This window comes from Rhodococcus sp. C26F, assembly GCF_053345925.1.
Genome location: NZ_JBKFBA010000022.1, coordinates 52,526 through 70,409 on the forward strand (window position 1 = coordinate 52,526; position 17,884 = coordinate 70,409).

General features: G+C 63.5%; 15 protein-coding genes. 9 read left to right on the forward strand and 6 right to left on the reverse strand.

The window, feature by feature from the left end:
- Window positions 1–17: 17 nt before the first annotated feature.
- Entirely contained in the window at window positions 18–659 is a 642-nt protein-coding gene (locus ACLBYD_RS19920; RefSeq protein WP_447817797.1) for a nucleoside hydrolase, read from the reverse strand.
- A 66-nt stretch (window positions 660–725) separates the two neighbouring features.
- A complete protein-coding gene (locus tag ACLBYD_RS19925; RefSeq protein WP_447817798.1) occupies window positions 726–1,694 on the reverse strand; it encodes a LysR family transcriptional regulator in 969 nt (322 codons plus the stop codon).
- A gap of 217 nt (window positions 1,695–1,911) precedes the next feature.
- Between ACLBYD_RS19925 and ACLBYD_RS19930 the strand changes: the two genes are divergently transcribed.
- From ACLBYD_RS19930 to ACLBYD_RS19940, 3 genes are all read left to right on the forward strand, one after another.
- Window positions 1,912–2,319, forward strand: a complete 408-nt coding sequence (locus ACLBYD_RS19930; protein ID WP_006553284.1) for a hypothetical protein — start codon at window positions 1,912–1,914, stop codon at window positions 2,317–2,319.
- A 34-nt stretch (window positions 2,320–2,353) separates the two neighbouring features.
- On the forward strand, window positions 2,354–3,223 hold the full coding sequence (locus ACLBYD_RS19935) for an alpha/beta fold hydrolase (RefSeq protein ID WP_447817800.1): 870 nt from the start codon (window positions 2,354–2,356) through the stop codon (window positions 3,221–3,223).
- Between the two features lie 130 nt (window positions 3,224–3,353).
- Window positions 3,354–4,799, forward strand: a complete 1,446-nt coding sequence (locus ACLBYD_RS19940) for an NAD-dependent succinate-semialdehyde dehydrogenase (protein WP_447817801.1) — start codon at window positions 3,354–3,356, stop codon at window positions 4,797–4,799.
- Window positions 4,800–4,910: 111 nt separating this feature from the next.
- Here the strand turns inward: ACLBYD_RS19940 and ACLBYD_RS19945 are convergent, their stop codons facing one another.
- Window positions 4,911–5,843 carry an MHYT domain-containing protein gene (locus tag ACLBYD_RS19945; protein ID WP_447817802.1) on the reverse strand — a complete coding sequence of 311 codons (933 nt, stop codon included), beginning with the start codon at window positions 5,841–5,843 and terminating at the stop codon, window positions 4,911–4,913.
- Between the two features lie 1,180 nt (window positions 5,844–7,023).
- Here ACLBYD_RS19945 and ACLBYD_RS19950 point away from each other — a divergent pair.
- Window positions 7,024–8,667 (forward strand): flavin-containing monooxygenase, encoded by a 1,644-nt coding sequence (locus tag ACLBYD_RS19950; protein ID WP_447817803.1) that lies wholly within the window; start codon window positions 7,024–7,026, stop codon window positions 8,665–8,667.
- 120 nt (window positions 8,668–8,787) lie between these two features.
- Window positions 8,788–9,849, forward strand: a complete 1,062-nt coding sequence (locus ACLBYD_RS19955; protein ID WP_447817804.1) for an alpha/beta fold hydrolase — start codon at window positions 8,788–8,790, stop codon at window positions 9,847–9,849.
- Between the two features lie 535 nt (window positions 9,850–10,384).
- On the opposite strand, the gene ACLBYD_RS19960 is transcribed toward ACLBYD_RS19955, so the two are convergent.
- Window positions 10,385–10,552, reverse strand: a complete 168-nt coding sequence (locus ACLBYD_RS19960) for a hypothetical protein (RefSeq protein ID WP_447817805.1) — start codon at window positions 10,550–10,552, stop codon at window positions 10,385–10,387.
- A gap of 135 nt (window positions 10,553–10,687) precedes the next feature.
- Between ACLBYD_RS19960 and ACLBYD_RS19965 the strand changes: the two genes are divergently transcribed.
- A complete protein-coding gene (locus tag ACLBYD_RS19965) occupies window positions 10,688–12,028 on the forward strand; it encodes a sigma-54-dependent Fis family transcriptional regulator (RefSeq protein ID WP_447817806.1) in 1,341 nt (446 codons plus the stop codon).
- 698 nt (window positions 12,029–12,726) lie between these two features.
- On the opposite strand, the gene ACLBYD_RS19970 is transcribed toward ACLBYD_RS19965, so the two are convergent.
- Entirely contained in the window at window positions 12,727–13,908 is a 1,182-nt protein-coding gene (locus ACLBYD_RS19970) for a serine hydrolase domain-containing protein (RefSeq protein ID WP_447817807.1), read from the reverse strand.
- Window positions 13,909–14,087: 179 nt separating this feature from the next.
- Between ACLBYD_RS19970 and ACLBYD_RS19975 the strand changes: the two genes are divergently transcribed.
- Complete coding sequence (locus ACLBYD_RS19975) at window positions 14,088–15,053, forward strand: alpha/beta hydrolase (RefSeq protein WP_447817833.1); 966 nt, start codon at window positions 14,088–14,090, stop codon at window positions 15,051–15,053.
- Between the two features lie 14 nt (window positions 15,054–15,067).
- On the forward strand, window positions 15,068–16,156 hold the full coding sequence (locus ACLBYD_RS19980; RefSeq protein ID WP_447817808.1) for a helix-turn-helix domain-containing protein: 1,089 nt from the start codon (window positions 15,068–15,070) through the stop codon (window positions 16,154–16,156).
- A gap of 114 nt (window positions 16,157–16,270) precedes the next feature.
- Here the strand turns inward: ACLBYD_RS19980 and ACLBYD_RS19985 are convergent, their stop codons facing one another.
- Entirely contained in the window at window positions 16,271–16,405 is a 135-nt protein-coding gene (locus ACLBYD_RS19985) for a hypothetical protein (protein ID WP_256922670.1), read from the reverse strand.
- 706 nt (window positions 16,406–17,111) lie between these two features.
- Here ACLBYD_RS19985 and ACLBYD_RS19990 point away from each other — a divergent pair.
- A complete protein-coding gene (locus ACLBYD_RS19990; RefSeq protein WP_447817809.1) occupies window positions 17,112–17,696 on the forward strand; it encodes an acyl-CoA-like ligand-binding transcription factor in 585 nt (194 codons plus the stop codon).
- Window positions 17,697–17,884: the final 188 nt, after the last annotated feature.

The window sequence follows — 17,884 nt, forward strand, 5'->3', positions numbered from 1 at the left end:
AATCGAGATGGTTGTGGTCAGGTTTCGCACCTTGACCGGGGTTCGGTGAGACGGGGCCGTCGTGACAAGAACGCAGTCTCGACGTCGTAGGTGAGAGCCGGCCTGTGGTGGGGTGATCGGTGACCGAGTTGTCGTGATTCGTCTGAACCAGCCAATGCTTTCGTCGGTTTTCGGGTGGTGTCCGTGCAATGGGGGCCTTGTCGGTGACCTGGTCGGCGCTCATTGTGGGCAACTGGGCAAAGAGATGATCTGTGCGTCAGGCTCCGAAGTGTCTGAGCATTCGGGAGCAGGGCGCTCATGAGAAGGGGGCCGAAATCGGCAGTCGCGGACAAGGCGATGCGGTGCCGCGATGCCGACGTGTCCGATGATGCGTCCTCGTCGAAGGTCACGAGCGTGCGGCCACGATGCTCTCCGTCGGTTTCTACCGAAATCGTGCACGAGGGGGACTCGTTCAAGCTGACCGAACCGAGGGCAATCGCTGCGGCAAGGGGGTCGTGCCACAGGCATTTGGAGTGGTCGAACTCCGGGTTTCGGTCGAGATAGTAGGCGAGCATCGTTGCAGCGAGTTGGACTGCCGGATCGGTGGATGCGGTCTGCAGCAGGTCCACGTCGGCTCGGGAAGGACTGTGATTGTTCGTGATGTCGAGCGGTACTCGCACGCTGAGCAATGAGTTCGGTAAGAAGGCACCAGTGATCGGAATGCTGATTCGAGGGGCCAGGAGAAGTCAGCCTGTCGTGCGGTGGGCACCTTCGGTGATCGAGTTGTGAGGCCGGGTGGACCATGCTCCGGGCACGGTATGGAACGAGGCCACAGCACGTGCTGTGTCGATGAAATCCTGCACGGGCTTGGACGCGACATCCGTGCGCCAGGCGATGGACAGCGCGGTGGGCGGGATGTCGGTCACCGGCACGAAGGCCAGGCTCGGTCTGCTGTAGAAACGCTGCGTCGAGGCTTGCGAGAACGCCACGCCACGCTCGGCGAGGATCGCTTCGAAGCACTCGTCGACGGTGGCGACGTCTGCGCCGACCCGGACGGGTTCGCCTTGGCGCGATTCTGTGGCCAGCCAGTAGTTTCGCCAGTTCTCGGGGGCTTTGCGTGCGACGAAGAACTCGTTGGTGACCTGTTCGACGCTCACCTCGGGCAACTGGGCGAGCGGATGGTTCGCCGACACGACCATCACCCTGGGTTCGACGAACAGGGTTTCCATGCCCAGCCAGTCCTGCATCAACAGCGGGGGCCGGACGAAGGCGACATCGGAGGATCCGTCGGCCAACCCGACATACGGGTCGGAGAAATCGTAGGAATGCATCTGCACCTGGATGCCCGGATGCAGCGACTGGAACGTACTGAGAATGTGCGGTGTGAGCTCGGCAGCTGCGTTGCCTTGGAAGCCGATGACCAACTTGCGGGTACTGACGCCGTGGGCGGCTTCGCGGGTGAGGTTGACTGCTCGTTCGGCGTTGGCCAGCAACCGGCGGCTTTCGTCGAGCAGGATCTGGCCGGCAGGGGTCAGTTCGACATGCCTGCTGCTGCGCAGCAGCAGCACTGCGCCGAGGTTCTGCTCGAGTTTGCGGATCTGCACGCTCAGTGAGGGCTGAGCGATGTGCAGACGGGCGGCTGCGCGCCCGAAGTGCAGCTCTTCGGCAACTGCCACGAAATAGGACAGAAGTCGCAGGTCGAGCTGGGGTTGCATGTTTCCGAAGATAGACAACACCACCCCGGGAGACCAGTAGTCATTGCCTATCGATCCGGGCCGGATAGGTATTGGACGCACCCGGCGGACACGAGGTGTGATGGCTGTCATGGCCGGCACGGCATCCGGGAGGCCAGCACTTTCCGGATTCGGGTCGGCATACCGGAGCGAGTGCTCGCACTCGGCCTCGCTGTCTCCCTCATCGAAGGAATCCCACATGACCGTCACTACACGTGCCCTCGACACGGCCGACTGGGCTGCCTCGTTCACCGAGGCGAACAACACCGACCCCGAGATCCAGGCACACGGCAAGTACTTCACCTGCTCGTACCTGCTCGACATGACCGACCACACGTTCGTCATCCAGATGAGCCGCGGCAACGTGGTGGACATCGCGATCGACCCAGGTCCGCTGGATGTGCCGTACCAGTTCGCGCTGCGTGCCAGCGCCGAGACCTGGCGTAACTTCGGCGTCCCGGTGCCCGCCCCGATGTATCACGGCATCTGGGCCGCGAGCTTCCAGCGCGACATGAAGCTCGAAGGCGACATTCTGGTGCTGATGCAGAACCTGCGGTGCATCACCCGCCAGATCGAACTCCTGCGCACCGTCGGCGTCCCGGTCTGATCCTCCCACCCCCTTTGAGCCGTAAGGAACACTGATGAGCAAGATTTCCCCGGTCACCGGTCACTACGTCGACGTGGACGTCGACGGACTGCTGTACAAGGTCTTCTACCTCGAGAACGGCACCGGCCAGCCGCTGGTGTGCCAGCACACCGCCGGCTGCCACAACCACCAGTGGCGCGGTCTGCTCGAAGACGAGGAGATCACCGCCAACTACCGTGTCATCGCCTACGACCTGCCGCGGCACGGCAAGTCGGATCCGCCGGAGAACACCGAATGGTGGACCGAGGAGTACCAGCTTTCCGCGGACCACTTCGCCAATTTCATCGTGGCGTTGTGCGACGCGCTCGAACTCGAGAACCCGATCTTCATGGGCTCCTCGTTCGGGGGGAACATCGCCCTGCAGCTTGCGCTTCGGCACCCTGACCGCTTCGCCGGCGTCATCCCTGTCGAGGGTGCGGACTATTCGCCCGGCTTCTACCTCGACTGGTGGCAGCACCCCCACGCCAACGCGGCACAGGTCTGCGCGAGCGGCGTGTGGGACCTGATGGCACCTCAGTCGCCGGAGGCGGATCGCTGGAAGACCTGGTTCTACTACAGCCAGGGTTCCGAGTCCTTCCGCGGTGACCTGCACTTCTACTCGGTCGATCACGACCTGCGCGGAAAGCTCACGGACATCGACGGTGACCGGTGCCCGGTTGTGATGCTGACCGGTGACTACGACTACCTCACCACCCCCGAGGACAGTGCCCGGACCGCGGCGCAGATCCCGAACGCCGAGTTCATCGAGATGAAGGAGATCGGCCACTTCCCGATGAGCGAAAACCACACTGTCTTCCGTGGATACCTCATCCGGGCACTCGAAATCCTCCAGGACAAGGCACGCAAGTCCGTCACCACCAGCTAGTACCCGCTCGCCCGCTCGGGTGTGGCCACCGAACGCGGGNCACCCGAGCGACCTGCATCGGCCTCGGCTCCCGCTTCGGGTGCCGACTGGTCGGGCGTGGCGATGAACCTTCACACACTCGGCAGGAGCTATGACCCACACTCTCCCCGCGGGCGTCCCCACCCAACTCTGGATCGGTGGGAAACTCGTCGATTCGTCTACCGGCACCACTTTTCCCGTAGAGGACCCCGCGACCGGTGCCGTGATTGCGCATGTCGCCGACGCCGCGCCCGAGGACGGACGCCGAGCTCTCGAACACGCCACTACCGCGCAAGGAGCCTGGGCGCGGACCCCCTCGCGTCGACGTGGCGAAATACTGCGCACCGCATTCGAACTCATCCGCCAGCGGGCAGACGACCTCGCGCGCACCATCACTCTCGAGATGGGTAAACCGCTCCACGAGGCGTATGCGGAGATCGAATACGGCGCATCATTCCTGCACTGGTTTGCCGAGGAAGCGAACCGAATCAGCGGGCGAGTCTCGCCGTCCCCGTCGGGAACCGGCACCATCGTCGTCACCAGAGAACCGGTCGGGCCGGTACTGGCCATCACCCCCTGGAACTTTCCGTTGGCCATGGCCACGCGCAAGATCGGTCCAGCACTGGCGGCCGGATGTTCGATCATCGTCAAACCAGCGGCCGAAACGCCTTTGACGATGCTGCTGGTCGGTCAGATTTTCGCCGATGCGGGTCTGCCCGAGGGTGTGCTGTCGATTCTGCCGACCTCCGATGCTGCAGCGCTGACCGCACCACTGATCGACAGTGCTGATCTGCGTAAGATCACGTTCACCGGATCCACCGGTGTCGGCAAGCTGCTGGTTCGTCAATCAGCGGATCGGCTCCTGCGGATGTCGATGGAACTCGGAGGCAATGCCCCCTTCCTCGTGTTCGATGACGCTGATGTCGATGCAGCGGTCGACGGCGCGATGGCTGCAAAATTCCGCAACGGCGGCCAAGCATGTACAGCAGCCAACCGATTCCACGTCGCACGTAGCGTCGCAGAAGAGTTCAGCGAGAAGTTCACCGCACGCATCGGTGCCTTGCGCACCGGACACGGCCTCGAAGCAGGAACCGATATCGGACCGCTGATCACCGCGAAGCAGTGCGCCACCGTCGATGCTCTGGTCGAAGACGCCGTCGCGAAGGGTGCACGTATCCGCATCGGCGGTGGCCGTCCTGACGGGCCGGGAACGTTCTATTCCCCGACCGTTCTCGACGGCGTGAGCCCCGACGCGCGTCTGCTGCGTGAGGAGATTTTCGGCCCGGTAGCCGCGATCACCACCTTCGATACGGAGGACGAAGCGATCGCGGCGGCGAACAACACCGAATACGGCCTCGCTGCGTACTTCTACACCCAGAATCTCGACCGAGCGTCCCGAGTCGCCAACGCACTCGAGACCGGCATGGTCGGAATCAACCGAGGCATCATCGCCGACGCGGCCGCACCCTTCGGAGGGGTGAAGGAGTCCGGTTTCGGCCGCGAAGGATCGGTCGAAGGTATCGACGAGTATCTCGCCACCAAGTACATCGCACACTGATCACCAGTGGCAGCATCCAGACCGGCGAATGCTACTGCCCTCAACAAACACTCGTGCGCCGGGGGCTGGTGAAGGACCCGCCGAACGGTGGGTCCTTCACCAGAGAGGTGGTTACCGCACTCGTTCGTGTGGCACTACCTGCACATCACCCTTGCGAAGGGGATCGGCAGGTCGACGCGGAACGTCCCGACCAGTGTCGAGTTCAGCTGTGGCCTCCTGCCCTCGGTCACCGGGGTAGGGGACAGCATCATTGATCTCCGCGCTCCACGTGGCGATCGCTTCGTCGACCTCGGTGTCGGCACTCTGGCGAGCGAGCACCAATGCGACGAGCGGCGCGGCCAGTATGATCGTGCCGAAAATGTATGCCGGAAGCATCAAATCGAGGAGCGTCGCGCCCTCCGGCATGGTGGCCGTCGAGTCCAAGGACGCGTGAACTCCAGCCATGCCGGTGTAGTGCAATGCCGCCACTGCACAACCCATCACCAGCGCGCCGAGCAGACGCGTGGCTCGGATGAATGCCGTTCGTACCAACCACAACGCGGCGATGGACGCTCCGATCCCGATAGCCACCGAGGCGGCGGTGAGTACCGGGTCGTGGGACAGTTCGCCGCGAATGCGGATAGCGGCCATGCCGCAGTAGTGCATCAGGCTCACCGCGACGCCCATCACGGCGCCGCCGATCAGTAACGCCGACCTGTCCAGGATCGGACGCCCGGCCAAGGCCCGTAGATCGACCAGCCACAGCCCGAACAGGGTCGCGCCGATAGCGATGACCGCCGAGAGGATCGTCAGCATCGGGTCGTAGCGGATGATGGTGCCGGGCACCGCGAAGCCCATCATGGCGATGAAGTGGGTCATCCAGATCCCGACACCCCCGATGGACAGGGCTGCCATCACCAACCAGCGCCAGCGCGTCGGACCGAGTGGGGTGGTAGCGGCTCGGCGAGCGCAGGACAGGCCGACGAAGGACCCGGCGATCGAGGTGCCGTAGGCGAGAAAGAGCACCCACAGTCCCAGATCGAAATGGTGCATTTCGTGTGACATCAGTGTTCCTTACCAAGGCACGCTCAAGCACCTGCGCCGGCGGTCGCGTGCCGAACCGTCCGGGCAGGACTGCGATCTCGGCCCCCCGAGCAGCGACAGCAGCGTACCTAACGCGACTTATGTTTCGAACCAGACCAAGACAACGGGGCGACCCGGACAGCCTCGCCTCCTCGGTCGCGGCGGTTCCTTCGCTGGATGGTTGCCGACTCGACGCGGCGCACCGTGATGGGCCGTACGCCGATCTCCCTCAGGCAGTCAAAGTTCGAGTTCGTTGGCTGCGCGATGTATGGACGAGTCTGCCTCCATGTACGGATTAAGGCTGAGGCCGTAGCAAAAACGATTGGCCTCTCCTTCGGCGGACGCCGGCTGTGGCGGTGACGGACGCCACGCTGTCCGTCGGTGTCGGATTCCCGCTCGTTTCCTTCCGTCATCGCGTTGATTTCGATCGCAACCGGTGACGCGGCCGGTCGCCTGACCGCCGACGGGGCAGNGACGACTCCGGCCCCCTGCGCCGGAAGTGTCGTGCCCCGTCGGCTCTCCTCGTCAGCGGAAGATCGCCGGCGAGAAGATCAGGCGGTGCTCGTGCAGATTATTCGTTTTCTGCAAGATCATGCGTATTTTGAACAGGTCCGGTCGGTCTGGTGTCCATGCTCCGGTGAATGTCCCCTTCGTTCGGGTCGTCGGGACGCTGTGGTTCGTCCCGTCTTCGTGGCGGCTCCCGGGGACGAGGGATCAGTCGATGGCAATTCGAATTGCAGCTACCAGAACACGGTTCGGATTCTGGGGCATCCAACGGTCGCGGTTGGAAGGCCGGAATGTGTCGGATCGCCGACTGTGTGCTCATATCGGTGCGGCAGCGACCCGAATCGAGATCGCGATCGCGGCGGTGTCGAGCATGCGGCAAGATGGGTCCGGAACTGGACTGGTGGTAGGAATCAGTGCGCGACAGTATATTTCGGATGTATTACAGGCCTCTGTGCCGAAGGTTGCCCACCGCGTCGTCGAAAACCTCCCTGAGTTGTAGATCGGTTCTGCTGGGGTGCTGGCGGTGCGAGAGGCGCCGGACTCGGTGATATCCGTGTCTGCGAAGCCGGGGAAGTGTCCGAAGATGGGACAGCTGAGTGAGGCGCACATCACGATGATGGCTTCCACGTGACCTGAACTACAGAAAGGCTAGGACATGTCGCCTCACTCTTCCTCTGCGGTCGGACTTGCTGATACCGAGGTGTCACTCGAGTTGGATGCGTTGATCATCGGTGCGGGAGTCGCCGGTTTGTATCAGCTGCATCAGCTTCGCGAGCTGGGGCTGCGGGTGCGCGCTTTCGATACCGCCTCCGACGTCGGCGGCACCTGGTACTGGAATCGCTATCCGGGTGCCCGATTCGATTCGGAGGCCTACATCTACCAGTACCTGTTTTCCGATGAGCTGTACAAGAATTGGAGCTGGAGCCAGCGTTTCCCCGGCCAACCCGAGATCGAGCAGTGGTTGCACTATGTGACCGACAGTCTCGATCTGCGTCGCGACATCCAATTCTCGACGACGATCACCAGCGCGCACTACGTCGAGGACTCGAGGCGGTGGATCGTACGCACCGATCGCGGGGACACGATTGCCACCCAGTTCCTGATCACCTGCGCCGGCATGCTGTCGGCACCGATGTCGTCGGTGTTCGAGGGTCAGGAAAGCTTCGCCGGCCCGATCTTCCACACCTCTCGATGGCCGAAGGTAGGTGCCGATGTCGCGGGCAAGAAAGTTGCAGTGATCGGTGTCGGCGCCACCGGGATCCAGGTCATCCAGACCATCGCCGACAAGGTCGAACATCTGAAGGTGTTCATCCGTACACCGCAGTACGCCCTGCCGATGAAGAATCCGTCCTACGACGACCGGGATGTTGCCGCGTACAAGGAGCGCTTCGAGGAACTTCGCGCGACGTTGCCGCATACGTTCAGTGGCTTCGAGTACGACTTCGAGCATGCATGGGTCGACCTGACTCCCGAGCAACGGCGGGAAAGGCTCGAAGAGATCTATGACAACGGTTCACTCAAGCTCTGGCTCGCTTCTTTCGCGGAGGTGTTCTCCGATGACGAGGTCAGTGAGCAGGTGTCCGAGTTCGTGCGAGAGAAGATGCGTGCGCGACTGAAGGATCCGAAGCTGTGTGAACTGTTGATTCCGACCGACTACGGCTTCGGTACACACCGGGTACCGCTGGAAACCAACTATCTCGAGGTCTACCACCGTCCGAATGTCGAAGCAGTGGGGGTGCGCAGCAATCCGATCAGCCGCATCGTCCCGGAAGGGATCCTGTTGGAGGACGGCACGCTGCACGAAGTCGACGTCATCATCCTGGCCACGGGATTCGATGCGGGATCCGGCGCGCTGACACGAATCGATATCCGTGGACGTGAGGACCGATCGCTCGCGAGCGACTGGTCGCGTGACATCCGCACGACGATGGGCCTGATGGTGCACGGCTATCCCAACATGCTGACCACCGGCGCCCCGCTCGCCCCCTCTGCGGCTCTGTGCAACATGACCACCTGTCTGCAGCAGCAGACCGAATGGATCACCGAGTGCATCCGGCACATGCGTGAGCACGGGTACACCGTCATCGAACCGACCGTCGAGGGTGAGGACGAATGGGTCGCCCACCACGACGAAACCGCGAATGCCACGCTGATCTCGAAGACCAATTCCTGGTACAACGGCGCGAACGTTCCCGGAAAACCTCGCCGCGTGCTGTCCTACACCGGTGGGGTCGGCACCTACCGAGAACTCACTCTTGCGGCCGCCGCGGCCGGCTACAAGGGATTTCAGCTGAGCTGACCTTCTCGGATATCCGACCCCTGCGGTCGACCACTGCTCGTCTCACGGCGGCGTAGGTGCATGTCCATTGGGTGAGCACGCGCTGCTACCGCTTTCTCATAGCTCAGGAGGACGATCTCGATGATCGACAACCCGTACTACACGCACGACTTCCACGGTGATTACGACCTGATCGGCATCGGAGCCCTCGACCTCGAGGAGGGTGGCTCGATCCCGGACTGCCGGCTCGCGGTGGCAACGTTCGGAACGCTGAACGAAGCCAAGGACAACGCAATCCTCATCCCCACCTGGTACTCGGGGACCCATCAGATCTGGCGTGACGCATACATCGGTCCTGAGCATGCTCTCGACCCGAACAAGTATTTCATCGTCTGCGTGGATCAGATCGGCAACGGTCTGTCGACGTCTCCGCACAACGCCACCGGCGTCAACGCAGGTATCGCCATGTCGAAGTTCCCTCGTGTTCGGATCGGGGACAATGTCGTGGCCCAGGAGCGGCTGCTCCGGGAGCATTTCGGTATCGAACGCCTCGCGTTGGTGACGGGAGGCTCCATGGGAGCTCAGCAGACCTACGAATGGGCGGTGAGGTTCCCCGACAAGGTTCTGCGCGCCGCACCGATTGCCGGTACGGCACGCAACACTCCCGGTGATTTCCTGATCGCGGAGATCATGCGCGAAGCGATCCTGTCGGATCCGGGCTGGAACGGCGGCGAATACACCTCGCATACGCAGGTCGTCGACGGCCTCACCAGGCAGGCTCACATCTGGGGAGTGCTCGGATTCTCGACCGAGTTCTGGAAGCAAGAAGTATGGCGAGCAATGGAGTTCGATTCCCTGGACGCGTTCCTCACCGGATTCCTCGAGCCCTACTTCACGGCGATGGATCCCAACGCACTCCTCACTCAATCCTGGGCCTGGCAACGCGGCGACGTCTCTCGGCATACCGGGGGAGACCTGGCCGCTGCACTCGGACGGATCACCGCCAAGACCTTCGTGATTCCCATCGACGAAGACCAGTTGTTCCCGGTTCGCGACTGTGCTGCCGAGCAGGAACTGATCAAGGGCAGTGAACTGCGCGTGGTCGAAGATGTGCTCGGGCATCTGGGTCTGTTCGCTGTCGCTCCGACCTACATGCCGCAGATCGACCGCCACCTTGCGAATCTTCTCGCGATCGAGGTCTGAAGCGGTGCCGCCACGACAACGGTCCACGTGGGCGGGACGGTAGTGAGTGTGCCCGCCGGCGGTCGTGGCGGCAGAGAACATCGAGATTTTCGCGCGGTTGCCGGCGATGTCGACCTCTATGCGTAGGGCGGGGCAGGTGATGGAACGGGCTCGGCTTCCCCNAGCCCGGTGCTCCGGTCGCCGTCGACGACCTGACGTCAGTCTCCTGATGGTGGTGTGCACCCCGGATCGCGGCAGTCGGTGGTCCGGGGAGTAGGCGCGGTGCGGACCGCGAGTGCCGACCTCCGGCCGGCGGGGTGGTCGTACCCGCCCCCGCTACTGCCGTTGGAGACGGCAGGTTGATGTCCTATTCTGGGACATCCATAGAATGTGATGTGCGGCACATTGAGGGGGATGGCAGTACTGCGACCTGCAAGGAAATGTGATGGACAGTGACAACCGCCGGCGCCGCGTGACCACCGCCCGGCACCTCCATGACCTCGCCGGGTCCCCCTCCGAGGACGTCTCGCCCCTCATCGCACAGTCATGGCGACGCTCACGTCAGGCGGGTGTCATCCCGGACGGCTCGCACCTTCCACAGCTGCAGTACGTCGAAGACCTCGATCTTCGCCGACGACTGGTGCAATGCGCTCTGCCGATCCTCGATCGGCTCCATGACGACCTGTCCGACATGTCCCTCAGTGTCGCGTTGAGTGACGAGCATGCGCGTGTGCTGGTCCGGCGGGACAATGATCCCGTCCTCGCCGCGAAGCTGGACAAGGTGTACTTCGCTCCCGGGTTCACCTACGCCGAAGAGCTCGTCGGTACCAATGGAGTGGGCACAGCCCTCGAGACCGGGATGGCCGTCTACGTCGACGGCGCTCAGCACTATCACGAATCGATCCAGTACTTCACCTGTGCCGGCGCGCCCATTCACAACCCCACCACCGGTCGTGTCGAAGGACTGATCGACATCACAGGCTTGACCCACACATCGAACCCGTTGATGCGCCAGCTCGCCCTTGGAGCGGCTCGTGATATCGAGTCGGCTCTTCGCGCCACGGGATCGATCAAGCAACAGCTCGTGCTTGGCGAGTTCCTCGTAGCCTGTCGGCGCCGGCAGACGGCGGTGTACTCACTCAGTTGCGGTGTTTTCATGTCGAACGAGATCGGCTCGCGCCTTCTCGACCCGATCGACGAGGCTTTTCTCCGCGAGGAAGCACAGTCGATGCTCGATCCGTCACGAGTTGCCCAGTTCGACCTGCGCCTTCCGTCCGGAGGTAGCATCACCGTCAAGCGCACCCTCGTCGAACATGGCGGCGACATCGCCGGCATCGTCCTCGAAGTCGAGGCGACATCGTGTCCCACGAAGACGATGCAACCCCGGCGCACGGTTCCCGTGTTTCCGGGGGTGGCGGGGTCTTCGCTCCAATGGAACCGGTGTCGAGGGGAGTTGACGTCCCTCGCCGCGACAGATGCCAACGTGATCCTCAAAGGTGAACCCGGAAGCGGCAAACTCACTCTCGTTCGGGGCATGCACCTGTACAAGAATCCGCAGGCCCCGATTGTCGTCGTGGATTGCTCTGCTGGAAAGTCCGCTCACGAGGAATTGCGCACTGCGCTCGACTCCGCGGCGACCACGATCGTCCTTCGTCGCATCGACCGACTCGACGCGAGCACCGATGAGCTCTTTGCCGACCTCATATCCGCCGACCAGCACCGATACCCCGCTCGGTGGATCGTCGCGACCACATCCACTGATGGGGACGCACTTCAGAATTCTGCTCTCGCCGAGCATTTCATCGCCACCGTCGAGGTCCCCGCATTGCGTCATCACCCCGATGACATCCCGGACATCATCCGAATGCACCTTGCACCTCACCGCGAAACCGCTTTCAGCGACGACACGATGCGAACCCTGAAGAAGTACCACTGGCCCGGCAACGTCCGTGAACTGGTCGACACTCTCAATCACGTACTTCGCGCCAAGCCCGCGGGAAAGATCGCAGTAGCTGATCTGCCTTCAGCGCTCAGCTCCGCGCCTCGCCGGACGATGACGGCAATGGAAAGAGTCGAGCGCGATGCCATAGTGGCTGCGCTACGGGACAGCGGTGGCAATCGCGTCGCCGCCGCGAAGTTACTGGGGATCGCGAGGTCGTCTCTCTACCGCAAGATCGACACGTTCGGCATCCACGTGTGATCGCGCAGAATGCGGTGATCCGAGAGTCGTCTTATGGCCTTGCGTCCGGTAGCGGTGACTGTCGGAAGGTGCAGTTGATTTCATGCCGGAGAGCAGGTTTCCGGCGCACCAGATCTGATCGCAGGTGCTCGGGTAGTTCAGTCTGCCCGGGGAGGTGTGGCTGAATGTGTAGTCCTGACCATCGAATTCACGCACGATCGCGTGGTGGTCGATCATGCCGGAGGCCGAGCGCGGTGCCGGGGCACAGTTGAACACACACGATGTCGTTGTTGTATCTGTTTGTGGTGTCGAGCTGCCTACGCCCTGGGCAAGCGTGGCGGTGGCGCGCGCTTCCAGGGCAGGTGGGCTGCTCTCTCGCAATCGGTATGCAGCACAGCCCGACCGGACTCATGGCCGAGTATCAGGGTGCAGGATGGTTCGTCTCCGGGCGACCTCGGGAAATCGATCGCCCTCGCGGCAAGCCCGTGGCAGATGGTGTTCGCGCTCGACCTGTTGCACCCAGACCTCGAACGGCGTGGCAACACCACACCGCTGCGGGTGTTTCGACACCCGCAGCGGTGTGGTTTCCGTGCGTCGGGTGGGGATTTCACCCGATCTCGTTGATGTCGTCGTGTGGCTGTTCGGCGAGCGCGCCGGTTACGCGAGCGGTCAACGGATCGAGGTCGATGTCCGGTGCCGCGGCTTGGGATGGAACCGGGTCAGGAAAGGGCTCGATAGACGGCGGTCTCCATGTCGAGGTAACCACCGAGTGAGCCGGGGTCGGCGAACGGGAAGATCTGCGTCGCCCAGTAGCCTCCGATCTTGTTGTGCCGGTCGATCCAGTAGTAGAGGTTGGCCAGGCCTGCCCAGGCGAGAGAGCCTGCGGGACGGCCCGTGGGTGCTTCGGTTTCGTTGGTCATGAACGTGTAGCACCAGCCCTTGCGCTGGCCAGGGAAGAACTCGGCGTCGTTCGACAGCGACCCGATGACACCCGGAAGCATCTTCACGGTCAGGTCGCCGAGGTCGTTTCTGGTCGCCCACTCGACGGTGTCGGGGCGGAGGATGACGGTGCCGTCGTCTGCCTTGCCGTCGTTGAGCCACATCCGGATGAAGGCGAGGTAGTCACCGACGGTGGAGAACAGTCCGTGCCCACCCATGTCGACATCGGGCGGGGTGGGGATGACGAAATCGGTGGCCTGGAGCCCGTCGTCGGTGCGCTGGTGCATGGTCGCCAGACGCGCGCACATGTCGTCGGACGGAGTGAAGGACGTCGATGTCATGCCGAGGGGGTCGAGGACTCGTGTCTTCAGCGCCTCGCCGAGGCGGGTGCCGACGATGCCTTCGATCACCTGGCCTGCCCAGTCGATATTCGAGCCGTACTCCCACTGGGTGCCGGGATCGAACAGCAGCGGTGTCTTGAGCGCGTCCTTGGTGGCGGTGACGATGCTGGGCTGACCATGGTTCTCGGCGAGGCGGTTGTACGTCTCGTTGAAGAAGTCGTATCCGAAGCCGGCGGTGTGCAGCAGTAGTTGGCGGGTCGTGATGTCGGTCTTCGGTGCTCGCAGCAGCGGCTCGCCGTTCGAGTCGAAGCCCTCGATGACCTGGAGTTCGCCGATCGCGGGCGCGTATTCCTCGGCCGGGGAATCCAGGTCGAGATCACCGGATTCCACGAGTTGCAGCGCCACGGTGCCGGTGAGGGCCTTGGTGGTCGAGAAGATGCTGAAGACGGTGTCATCGGTCATCGGTTGATCGTTGTCGACAGACCGCACCCCGGCGGACTCGATGAACAGGGTTTCCTGGTCGTTCGTCATGCCCGCTACTACTCCGGGCACGGCACCGCTGTTCACCGTGGTGTGGATGGCTTCGCGGGCTGAGTCGACAACGCGCTGGGTATAGGGCATGCGAGGTTGTTCCTCTCGTTCGGTCGACAGTGACGCTGCTCCAAGTTTCACGAACGTGTGATGGACGTCTCAACCGACGCGGCGGCGCAGTTTCGCTCTGTTTCCCCGCCGAATGGCGGGTCCCTCGGTCGAGCGGTCGCCGTATTCTCGATCCGAGTCTTCGAGGAGGTGACGTGACGATGGCCCGAGCCGTGCCCCATCCACCATTCGATGCCGAACTCAAGGCGGGATTGGCTGTGGTAGGCGGTATGTTCCCTCCGACCATCACTGCGGACCTGATCGAGTTCATGCGTACGTCCTATGCGTCCCCTCCGATGGACGAGGAATTCGACCGCCGACGGATCGCGGTGAACGACGTGACCTTCCCCGGGGGTGATGGCGCTGCCGTCAACGCTGCGGTGCTTCGTTCCCGGGACTTCAGCGGGCCCCGTCCTGCGGTGCTGTACGCGCACTCCGGAGGATTGATGTTCGGAGACATGTTCAGCGGCCTGGACCTGGTGCTGGACTGGGTGACCGAACTGGGGGCGGTTCTTGTCACGGTCGATTATCGTTTGGCCCCTGAGTATCCCGACCCCTACCCGCGTGAGGACATGTATGCCGCCCTGGAGTGGTTGGCTGCGCATCTCACCGATCTGGACGTGCGGGCGGACCGGATCCTGGTCGCCGGTGCCAGCTCCGGTGGCGGACTGGCAGCCGGACTCGCGCTGGCTGCGCGGGACCGCGGTGGTCCCCGGTTGTGTGGGCAGGTGCTCGACTATCCGATGCTCGACGACCGGTGCATGACCGCTTCGATCGAGCAGTTCGACGGTATCGGTGTGTGGGACCGGATCAGCAACGAAACCGGCTGGACCGCCCTGCTCGGCGAACAGCGGGGCACCGATCTTGTCTCGCCGTATGCAGCCCCGGCCCGCGCGCGGGATCTGCGCGGGTTGCCCCCGGCCTTCATCGACGTCGGCGCGGCCGAGATCTTCCGGGACGAGGCGATCGACTACGCCAACAGGATCTGGCAAGCCGGTGGCGATGCCGAGCTGCACGTATGGTCCGGCGCCTTCCACGCGTGCGACATCTTCGCCCCGCACACCGGCGTGGGCCGGTCCATGATCCGGATCCGCAACACCTGGGTCGAGAAAATCCTTGCGGACTGAGGGCAGGAACGGACATGCAAGAGCTACTCGGTCGGATCGCCCGCCTCGATCCCAGCGCCAGTCTCGGTCTGCGCGTCATCGCGTGCTTCGACGAGTTGATCGTCGGCAACGTCAACACCCGTGCCCTGCTGGCAACCGCCGCCGCGCTGGCCGGTTGTACTGCAGGGTTCCGGCAGAGCGTCCCGCCACGGACTCTACGAGTCACTCCGAAAGGAGAAGCAGTGCAGGGTAAATCGCCGACAGATTCCTCCCATCTGCACGTGGCGTCGGAGGACGGCATCGATGTCTGGCTCGAACGCGACGGTGCTGCTGGGCCGAACGACGCACTCATCCTCGAGCGCTTGGCACTGGCCGTGCGGATCCGGAACGGGCGTGGAGCCCGGGAGATCGACAATCGCCGCCACCTCGGCATACTCACCGGTCGCGAGAGCACCCCCGACGAGCGGTTGACCGCGGCGAGCGCGCTCGGCTTGTCGGCAACGGGCATGTATCGCCTCGTGGTGGCACCGCTGTTCGCGGTGTGGCGCAATCATCCCGCCGGTCCGGAGGACGTGATTGCCACCCCGTTCGGTCCGGTCCACGCCATCGTTGTGCCGGAGCGGTACCCGCCGTTCGGCGCTTCGCCGTGCGGTATCGGAACAGCCACGCCGCCGGACTCGTTGGATCGGTCGTTCCGGACCGCGATGGTCGCTCTGCGCCTGTGCCGAGCCCCGAAGGAACCCCAGGTCGTCGCCGACTCCTACGGGGGTCTGATCGAACTGCTTGCCGACGCCGATGAGCACGCTCCGCACAGCGACGCCGACCGTGTCGAGGCCATCGCACACTACGCCTGGGGGATGGAGACGATCGATGCCGTCGTCGCTGCGCAGTCCGTTCGAGAAGCGGCGCGACTGCTCAACATCCACCACAGCACGCTTCAGAGCAGGATCGATACCATCACTGCGACACTCGGTTTCAACCCGTTCGAGGGATTCGGGCGCAGCCGGCTCGGGGCAGCGTTCCTGCTGCATCGCTTGCGTACGTCGACGGTCCTCGACCTGCCGGCGGCTGCGGCACCCGGCAACGTCGCCGCGCTCGGTTCTGCTCGCCGCGCGACGGTATGAGGCCGTCAACGCTTCACGATGTGGTCTCGGTCATCTCTGTGCCGGTTCGGTGCGTTGGCGTGTCGGTGATCGCCGGAAGTGGCACATCGTTGTGCGGGTGATGTCCCTGCGACGTCAGCTCCGGGCGGCGGAGCCGTCTTCATCCCAGTCGGGTAGGGCCGGCACTCGGGTGGCGAGGGCGGTATCGGCGACGATCAGCACGACTGCGACTGCGCGAGCCAGAGGCTGGATTACGAGGCTGGAAATCATCAGAAAACGGTCTTCCTTGGTCGTGTGTCGTCCGGTGGAGCCGGGGCGTCCCGTCGGGAGAACGGGTCTGCCGATCGTGGTCGGACCTGCCATCTACGTGCCGGAGTTGATCGTCCGGGCGGATCGGCTCGGACGACAGCAGCAGTAATCGATTGTTCAACTATAATTATGCTACTCGGTTCCGAAAATCAAGTCGATCATGCCACGGAGCCGAACGAGCAGCCGACATCGATGGTGCACCCTCCGACCGGACGTCCGAATCTCTTCTGCATGAGCGGTACCGTCCATGTTCGCAGGTGAACGTAAAGAGGATTCCGATAAGGGGGCGGGATTCGACGGTGGGAGCGATCGGCATACCGACTGTCCCGCAGACAAATACCGGCGAATGGCACCGGCGGGACCTGGCGAGCCCATCGACCGAACGGATGGCACACAACCCCGCCCTGCGCCGCACGGTATGGAGGGCCCGGATGTCCTGCCCGTTGGAGGAGGGGGGCAGGCAGGGCATCTGGGACGGGTCGGTTCACCGGCCGGGATCCACGGTCCGCCGACAGGGGGGTGACGGGTCGTGGTGGGTGTCGCAAGATCATGTTGTCGGTCGCTTCGCGCGTCGCCTATCTTTACGGTACCGGGTACCCAAAATCAAGTCTCGGGTCGGAAAAAGAGGGGGAACGCGATGGCTTCCGGCAGACGTGGACGTCCACAGGTGTCGTCTCGTGCGCAGGTCGAGGCCGCCGCGTTCGAGTTGTTTTTCGAACGGGGCTATGCGGAGACATCGATCATGGACATCGTTGCGGCCGCAGGGATCAGCAAGACCACCTTGTTCCGGTACTTCTCCAGCAAAGCGGCACTCGTGTGGTTTCCTTTCGAGGAAAGCACCCGCGATCTGCAGAGCGCCTTCGACACGGTCGACGATGAGGTGCCGGTCATGGAGGCGATCCGGGCCGGGGTGATCGATACGGTAGCGGCCCGACTCGACGACGAGGGCGTCTGGACCGCCCAGATTCGGATCCTCGACGCCTCACCGGAACTCCAGGCCGAGGGTGCGCAACGGTGGTTCGTGTGGTCCGAGGTCGTCTCGACGTTCGTTGCGTCCCGTATCGGTACGCGTCCGGCGGCGGTGGTGCCGGCTGCTGTCGGGGGTGCGGTGCAGTCCGTGGTGCTCGCCGTCCTGCGCGAGGGAGTGAGGTCTCCCGCGTCCCCCAGTGAGGTGTTGACCATACTCGATAGGTCGTTGGCTTCGCTGGGGCACAGCCTGCAGAAGTGGATCGACGAACAACCTTGCAAGTAAGGCGCATCGGCCTCCTCTGCAGTGGCGGAACCTACGTGCGAGATGTGCCCGAGGGCCAGTGACGTGCGCACCGTCGATGTACCGGATCGATGCACCGCCGGTGGCGGTGGTGGTTTGCCCGCGGACGGGACTCACCGTTTCCCGACCCGTTGCCGTCCGGAACGCCGGCCGTCGATCGTGAGGCGCTG